This is a genomic window from Variovorax sp. P4_D9, assembly GCF_056401695.1.
Genome location: NZ_JBFUIU010000418.1, coordinates 1 through 7,985 on the forward strand (window position 1 = coordinate 1; position 7,985 = coordinate 7,985).

The 7,985-nt window shown below is 63.8% G+C and carries 6 protein-coding genes and 1 pseudogene; all 7 read right to left on the reverse strand.

Translation table 11 applies throughout. From position 1 onward, the window contains the following. Positions 1-789, reverse strand: a pseudogene (locus AC1DY5_RS33400) (IS1380 family transposase); the annotation flags it as partial. 122 nt (positions 790-911) lie between these two features. Beyond that, positions 912-1,598 carry a response regulator gene (locus tag AC1DY5_RS33405; protein ID WP_478118498.1) on the reverse strand — a complete coding sequence of 229 codons (687 nt, stop codon included), beginning with the start codon at positions 1,596-1,598 and terminating at the stop codon, positions 912-914. A 10-nt stretch (positions 1,599-1,608) separates the two neighbouring features. Continuing rightward, the gene (locus AC1DY5_RS33410) at positions 1,609-3,285 is read right to left on the reverse strand and encodes a sensor histidine kinase (protein WP_478118499.1); all 1,677 of its coding nucleotides are present in this window, start codon (positions 3,283-3,285) and stop codon (positions 1,609-1,611) included. Positions 3,286-3,915: 630 nt separating this feature from the next. Continuing rightward, positions 3,916-4,152: a hypothetical protein gene (locus tag AC1DY5_RS33415; protein WP_478118501.1), complete on the reverse strand. Its 237-nt coding sequence runs from the start codon at positions 4,150-4,152 to the stop codon at positions 3,916-3,918. A gap of 356 nt (positions 4,153-4,508) precedes the next feature. Further along, a complete protein-coding gene (locus AC1DY5_RS33420) occupies positions 4,509-5,846 on the reverse strand; it encodes an HlyD family type I secretion periplasmic adaptor subunit (RefSeq protein WP_478118503.1) in 1,338 nt (445 codons plus the stop codon). After that, positions 5,843-7,555 (reverse strand): type I secretion system permease/ATPase, encoded by a 1,713-nt coding sequence (locus AC1DY5_RS33425; protein WP_478118505.1) that lies wholly within the window; start codon positions 7,553-7,555, stop codon positions 5,843-5,845. The genes AC1DY5_RS33420 and AC1DY5_RS33425 overlap by 4 nt, the downstream gene beginning before the upstream one ends. A 58-nt stretch (positions 7,556-7,613) precedes the next feature. Next, positions 7,614-7,985 (reverse strand): hypothetical protein (locus AC1DY5_RS33430; RefSeq protein WP_478118507.1); only part of this gene is annotated, 372 nt, incomplete at its 5' end.

A 7,985-nucleotide genomic window follows, 5' to 3' on the forward strand; every position in this document is an offset into this window, starting at 1 on the left:
GGCGTGAGTTGCGCGCCAGGCCGATGATGTAGTGCACGCCCGAGCGCTCGCAGCAGTTGATCACGCGCTGGCGGCAGAACCCCGAGTCGCCACGAAACACGATGCGCACGTCGGGCCAAGCCTGGCGCAGCCGCGTGACCAGCAGCTTGAGGATCGCCGCGGTGTGCTGCGCTGCATCGATGCGGCTGGGACGCAGGTAGGCGCACAGCAGCTGCTGGCCGCAAAACACGTACAGCGGCAAGAAGCAGTAGCTGTCGTAGTAGCCGTGGAAGAAGCGCTGCTCCTGCTGGCCGTGYAGCGGGTTGTCCGTGGCGTCGAAGTCCAGCACCAATTCTTCGGGTGCGGTCTCGAAGCTCGCGATGAACTGCTCGACCAGCAAGCGGTGCAGCCGCACAGCGGTGGCACGATCGGCCCAGTTCTCCAGGCGACACAGTGTGGGTGTGGCCGGCCACCTCGCGGTCCACGCCCACGGCCGTCTGCATGGCCACGTCCTGGCGCAGTGCGGCGTGATCGTTCAAGTCCTCCCAAGCCGAGCGCCAGTCCGTACACGCGCTGGCGCAGCATGTCGCGCACCGCATGCTTGATCAGCAGCGGGTTGCGCGGGTCCGCGATGCAGCGGCTGGCCGCCTCGATCAGCCCGAGTTTGCGATCCACCGCCGACAGCAGCATCACGCCGCCGTCGCTGGTCATGCTGCCGCGATCGAAGCGGCCTTCCACAACCCGTCGACCGAGACGGCCAAAATCGATCGCGCCAACGTCCATCGCCTCGGTACAGTTTGGTTTCCGCATCGCCCGCCCGTCCATCAAGATTCGACACCTCGACAAACGAGCATCCCATGGGCGATGCCGTCCTCGTTTCTACGGAGTACGCTGAAATATCCGGGCTAGATGATGAATCCAGATGATCCGCTTCAGGACAGCGGCTTGCCCAACTGGTACTTCACCGCATAAACATACAGCTCAAGTCGATTCGCCACATCGAGCTTCTGATAAATCGAAGTCAAGTGATTCCGCAACGTGTGCTCCGTGATGAAGAGCCGCTCAGCCAGCGCCTTGTTCGACGCACCGCTGCCTTCGACCACAGCGTGAATGATCTTCTTCTCCTTCGCGGTCAGCGTCGCCTGCTTCGCCGCCTCGGGATCGATCTTGTGCGGCCGCTTCGCGTCGACGAACTCGGCGAAAACGCGGGCCATCGTTTCATTGTCCATGCACAGCTCGCCTTTGTGCGCTCGCTCGATGGCCCGCAGCACGTGTTCCGCGGAGGCGTCCTTGCGCAAGACGCCGCGTGCGCCGCCGAGCACCGCCAGGTCCAGGGTTTTCTGCTGGCGCTCGCCCGTCAGTATCAACACGCGCGACATCGAGGTGGACAACAGGCCGGGCAGGATGTCCAGCGCGCTTTTCCCATTCAGATCGAGGTCCAGCAGGATGACGTCGGGCATCATCTGGCCGGCCTGTTCGAGAGCGTCTTCGCAGTTCCTCGCGGTGCCGACCACCCGCATTCGCGGGCTTTCTCCATCGATCAGTCTGGACAACCCCCACAGCATCGTCTGGTGATCGTCGACAAGCATCACGCCGATGGGTCTTTCCGCTGGTTGCATGAGTCCTCTCCTACACAGGTATTTCGATGTGCACGGCGGTGGCGCCGCCTGTTCCCAGTCGGACGTGCGCGTTTCCGCCCAGCGCGGTGGCGCGTTCCGTGATCGACCTTGGCTGAAATTCCACCGGCTGGGTTCCATCGGCATCGTTCTCGATCCGTACGCTGATCAAGCCGTCGGCGCATTCCAGCTTGACGGCTCCGCGGCGCGCGAGCGTGTGCTTGCAGATGTTGTTCAAGCCCTCGCGCACGATCTGCAAGACCTCTGCGGTCAGACGGTCGCTCACATTGAGTTCGCCTTCTACGCAGACCGCGATTTCGATCCCGTAGAAGTCTTTGATCTGCACTGCCTGCTGCCGCAAGAACACGATCAACGTCTGCTCCGTCTTGCCCAGGCCGTCCCTGACCATACCGGCATAGCGGCGCAAATCGCTAATAACCTTTGCGGCCATCTCACCGAGCTTGTCGAGATCTTCGATCAGCGGATTGTCGGCTGCCGCCTTGTTGCGCAGGGCGCTCAGGCCCATCTTCAATCCGATGTAGGGTTGAATGGCAGTGTCGTGAAGATCGAGAGCAATCTTTTGCCGTTCCTGCGAAGCCGCGTCCGAAGCCATTCTGTCCAGCAACTCAATGTTCTCGATCATTGGAAAGACCTGGGCACCGATATGGCTCAGGAAGAGCGCATCGGCCTTCCTGAGCGCCCTCTGGCCGGAGAACACATAGAGTCGGCCCTCGCTTCTTCTCAGCGAAACCGGTGCGCAGATGAACGAACGAGCATCCAGAAGATCGGCGAGGCTGTCGCTTGTCGGTCCATCGAGATTGCTCCATTTACCCTCGGCGCTGTCGTACGCTGCGGCCCCGGCAAGCGCAGACATGGCCGGCCAGAGGGGGTGGCTGTAGGCGACGATGCGGTTCTGCGGAAGCGCCATGAGAGGCGCAGCCGCTTCCGCGCCGATCCATTCGGCATTGACCGAATCCTTCGCGCCGGCCCCCCTGATCGTGCGCAGGGAACAGGAGCCGGACTCCTTGTCCCGCATGACCAAGATGCAGCAGCTTCCCTTGAAGAAAATCTGAATCTTTTCCAGGACGCTGGTGATGGTGTGATCGACTCCAAACCGTGGGTTCGACAGGCGGCTGACATCGCGAAGAAGCGCCAGGCGCCGCTTCAATTCGACCTTCGACCCGCCCCAATGGACGCTGATGTAGCCCAACGCCAGCAGAAACGTGGCTCGCAGTAGCAGGCGCGGCAGATCCATTTCGGTCGTCGATCCCACGCCGCAGGCCGCGAACAATGCGACCGAGGCGAGGGTCACGCGCGCGCCCTCTTCGAAGCCCCATCGAAAGGATGAGGTGAGGATGGCGAAGAAAAAGAACAGGAAAAAGAAGCTGTGGATTCCGTCAGTCGAGAGGACTATCAAGGCATACCAGCAGAGATCCAGCCAGTGAACCGCCCTGCCGTGAGAAAACGGCGAGCCCAGGCGCGAACAGCTGTAGATCACCAGGCCGTACAGGATGTACCCGAAGAATGGGAGCCAGGTGAATCCTGCGATTCCTCTCAGCCCAGAGGGATCGACAAGAACCGCCGACAGGGCAGAAATGGAGAGCACCAGCCGCATGCTGGCCACCATTTGCGCATCGGCGGCAACACTCGTGTCGACTTCGTTTTTTCCGTCGGGCTTGTGAACAAGCATCAGGCACCCTCCTTTCCGAAATCTCATCCCAGTGAGTCAAATGTGCAAAGTTCACATTTCCTCTATGCCGCCCAGCTTACTACTAATGTAAGCAAATATGTCGCAAGTCTGCCGTACTCAGTGCGTCGAATCGACCGTGTGAGACTTTGTTGGCGGTTTCATGAGTACGGACACTTATTCGCTCAATCGACTGGGGCATGGACAACGACGAGATGCCGCGCGGCTGGAGTTGCTGGCCATCTTGGGCTTGCCGCGGTCGCGCCTAGGCGTCGCCGACGTGGCCAGGCACGCGCAGCGCTCGGGCCTGGTGGCGCACATCAGCGACAGCCGMGGGCCGCGGTATCGAGGTCGCCACGTTCACCGCTGCCTGGGATCGTTACCAGGGTCGCGCTGGAGCCATCAGAAACGCTCAGATGCTGTGCGAGGGGCGTCCAGAACTCAACGCCGCGTTGAAGGGTGGTCGTGTGACCGCGCATAGGGTCACCATTGCGTCGGCAGCGCTCGTACCAGGTACCAGTGTTGAAGACCTGGCGACTACAGGGTGAGGCACGACGACTTGACTCTGCGAACGGGAACGAAAAAAGCCGCTGAAGTGGGCGGCTCGGATTTTTGGAGGCAATCGTCCCGGAGTCAGTCGCGGGTCATCAATACCGCCTTCGACACCGCTTCGGCGGTTCGGCCCGAGGAACGCTTGAGTTGGCCCCAGCCTTCTTTGTAATGCGACGACTCCCCGGCTTCGGTGTGGGCAGTGGAGAAAAGAAGCGTACTCAATGCAAGAGCAAAGCCTGCAAGCAGCACCGGCCAGCCAAACGCAACGACCAATGCCACCGTGGCAAGGGGGCTGACAAGAAAGACGACAAATCGCATATTCATCTCCAAAAAATTTCTCTCTTTCACCGACAGGCCGGGCCTCGTTGATTCGAGTGCTGGATCCTGCTTAGGGTCCAAATGTAGGCATGCAAGTAATCGTATTCATGAGCGTCATGCCCTTATTTGAGGAGGACTGAACTCCCGGCTTCGAGCTGCGTCAGGCATGACAAAACGCTCACGATGCACGCGAGAACTCGCCGAAGGAGCGCGCCATGATCGCAATGCAAGAAGCCCGCTCATTGCGGGCTTTTCGCAGTTTCTCGCCATGGCAGGAGCGTACTGCTGCATGGCGCTGAGCCTCTCGGCCGGCACCACCCGCGACAGCAGGCCAATGGGCCGTAACAGTCGGCGGATCAACGCTCCCGCATGGAGCGGCGCAGGACCTGAAGGATCGGCTCCAGGAAATACTGAAGCGCGGTCCGCGTCTCTCCCGTGACGTAGACCTCCGCGGGCATGCCCGCCAACAGCTTGAGGTCTCCGGCTTCCGACAGGGAAGCCGGATCGGCCTCGACGAGCACCGAGTAGTAGGGGATGTTGCTGGCCCGCTCCACAAGGCGGTCGCCGGAGACATAGACGACCTTGCCGTGCACCAGATGCGTCGTGCGGTACTGGAAGGCCGTGAATCGGACGTCAGCCGGCTGGTCGCGTCGGACACGGTTGATGTCCTCCGTCCGCACGCGTGCCTCGATGAGCAGGCGGGCATCCTCGGGAACGATGTCCGCGATCGTCTCGCGCGGCGGGATCACCGCGCCGGGTGTCGAATACTTGAGGTCGATGATTTCACCGCTGGCCGGCGCCGTGATCACCTGGCGCGCCGAGGCGTCGAGCGACTTGCGCCGCTCCTGCTCGATCTCGGAAAGCCGCGCCGCCGTGACCTTCCGCTGGTCGCTCGCCTGCTGGCGATAGTCGCTCTCCAACGAGCGGATGCGCAGATCGGCATCGACCGCGCGCTGCTGGGCGCGCGCCAGCTCCGCGCGTCGTTCCTCGATCTTCACCCCGTAGTCGGCGACAGCGCCTTCCAGCTGGGCGATGCGGGTGGCTGAGATGAAGCCGTCCTTGAGCAGCTTCTTGTTGGTCTCAAGATCGCCTTTCTGGAATTTCATCGATTCGCTCGCCTGCACGATCTGGGCGCGCAGCGCGACGATCTCCTCCGCCACCTTTTCGCGCTGCGAACGAAGCAATTGCACTTGTCCCACCAACGCATCGCGCCGCGCCTCGAACAGCGCGCGTTCCTTGTCCATCTGCTCGGCCAGCCGTGGGTCGACCGCCGCAGTCTCGACCACGTCCGGCGGGAAAGTGATCGCGCGCGCCAGGGTCTGCTCCGCGTCGAGCCGCGCCAGGCTGGCGCGCTCGGTCTTGACACGGTGATCCAGCCGGTTCCTATCAGCGTCCACCGACACGTCGCCCAGTACGAGCAAGGGTTCTCCCTGCCGCACGCGCTGGCCGTCGCGCACCAGCACTTCGCGCACGATGCCGCCTTCGGCATGCTGCACCGGACGCCGGTTCAGGTCCACCTTCACATGAGCCTGTGCCACCACGGCGGACGACAACGGCGCGAAGCTCATCCAGGCCCCGATTGGAAGCACGCCGCAGACAAGGACGGCCATGCCCCAGTTTGCAAGACGGCGCGCGTCGCGCAAGTGCAGCGCCAGGGGATCATTGGCCGCGACGGCATGGGCCGTGTTGTTCATGACACTTTCTCCGCCGGGCGCGGCGGCATCATCACCACCTGGGCGCCGCCCGTGCTCTGGCTCGACCGCTTGATCGTCTGCATGACCTCTTCCACCGGCCCGTATTGCTGTACGCGACCGCCCTCCAGCACCAGAAGCTTGTCCATGTGCTGCACCAGCGTGCTGCGGTGCGTGACGACGATCACCGTGACTTGCCCGCGCAGCGCCCTCAACGCCTCTGCGAGCGCCAGTTCGCCGGACCCGTCCAGGTTGGAGTTCGGCTCGTCCAGCACCAGCAGCTTCGGGTTTCCGTACAGCGCCCGTGCCAGCGCGATGCGCTGKCGCTGGCCCGGCGACAGCATCACGCCCATGGTGTCGATCACCGTGTCGTATCCCTCGGGCAGCGTCAGGATCAGCTCGTGGACACCGGCTCGCTGCGCTGCTTGCACGACTTGCAGCGAGTCGACATTGCCCAGCCGCGCGATGTTGTCGGCGACGGTGCCCGCGAACAGTTCGACGTCCTGCGGCACATAGCCGAGCCAAGGCCCGAGCTCTTCGCGCGGCCATTGCGCCAGGTCGACGTGGTCCAGTCGCACCACGCCGGCGTGGGGCTTCCACAGGCCGGTCAGCAGGCGCACCAGGGTCGACTTGCCGGCGCCGCTCGCGCCGGTGATGGCCAGCGACTCGCCAGGCTCCAGGCTCAGCGATACGCCGGCAAGGATCATCCGTTCGCTCCGTGGAGCCCGGAACACCAGGCCCTGTGCGTACAGCCGGCCGGTCGGGGCCGGCAGCGCCATGCGTTGTGGCTGGCGCTCGGCGGCGCCCAGCAGATCCGACAGGCGCGCGAAGGCGAGACGCCCCTCGGCCAGCACGCGCCAGCTCCCTACCACCTGCTCCACCGGCGCCAGCGCCCGGCCCAGCAGGATGGTGCAGGCCACAAGGATGCCCGACGTACCTTCGCCGGTGATGACGAGGTACGCGCCGAGTGCCTGCAGCAGGACCTGTACTGACTGGCGTGTAGTACGCGTGAGCGCCGCCATCGCCACCGACTTGCGCGCGGTCGGACCTTGCAGCGCGGCAACGCCGGCGCTCAGATGGCGCCAGCGCCCAATCAGCGCGTCGCCCATTCCGAGCGACTGCGCCAGCTCCGCGTTCTGCATCGAGGACTCGAGGTAGTGCGTGGCCTTGGCGGCTTCCTTTTGCAGCGCTTCGATGTCGCGGCGGGTGACCCGGTCGTTCGCCACGGCAAGGAGGATCATCAACAAGGACGCAGCCGCGGCCGCCATGCCCAGCAGCGGATGCGCCAGCCAGATGACGGCGACGTAGATGAACGCCCAAGGCGTGTCGAACAGCGCCAGCAGCCCCTGGGCGGAGAACAGGTTGCGCAGCGCCGCGACGTCGCGCAGCCCTTCGGACGGCGTGCGCTCGGCGCGGCTCGCCGTGTGGGCCAGCATAACCTTGGCCACGGTCGGAGACAGATGCTCGGCGATCAGATGGCCCGCGACGCCCTGCAGCCGGCTGCGCAGGTAGTCCAGCATCAGCATCAGGCCGAGGGCCACGGCCACGCCGAGCAACAGCATCAACAGCGTCTCCTTGCTTTGGCTCGTCAGCACGCGGTCGAACACCTGCAGCATAAAGAGCGCGGGCGCGAGCAGCAGCAGGTTCACGAAGAAGGAGAAGCCCGCGACCACAAGGAGCGGCCGCTTGAGCAGTTGGAGCAGAGGCTTCATGAACTCGGCGACTTCCCGTGTGGGCCGCCAGCTGCGTTGGCGGACAGCGCACTGGAAGTCACAGGCCGACCTTGATGTCGTTGCTGTCGAATGTGTCGGCCGGATTGCTCAGCGTCAGCGATGCCACGAGCGTGCGGTTGGCGGCGCCGAGGCCGTCCGCGTCGTAGTAGAGGTTGCCCGTCGCGCTGTCGTAGATCACGTGCACGCCCGCACCCACCGTGTCTCCCGCGCCACCACCGTTCAAGGATGCGAACTCGGCCGCCGACAACGTGCTGCCACTCGCGGTCGAGAGCGCCGTGAACGTGCCAAGAGACAGTTCGATCAGGTCGCCACTCGCCGGCGACCCCGAGGCGTTGAAATCGGTGATGTAGTCGACCGCGTTCGGCGCAGAGTCGAAGACGAAGGTGTCGTTGCCGGCGCCGCCGGTCAG

Coding starts and splice junctions, on each gene's coding strand:
- AC1DY5_RS33420 (WP_478118503.1), bottom strand. CDS start 5,846: ATGAACAACACGGCCCATGCCGTCGCGGCCAATGATCCCCTGGCGCTG.
- AC1DY5_RS33410 (WP_478118499.1), bottom strand. CDS start 3,285: ATGCTTGTTCACAAGCCCGACGGAAAAAACGAAGTCGACACGAGTGTT.
- AC1DY5_RS33405 (WP_478118498.1), bottom strand. CDS start 1,598: ATGCAACCAGCGGAAAGACCCATCGGCGTGATGCTTGTCGACGATCAC.
- AC1DY5_RS33415 (WP_478118501.1), bottom strand. CDS start 4,152: ATGCGATTTGTCGTCTTTCTTGTCAGCCCCCTTGCCACGGTGGCATTG.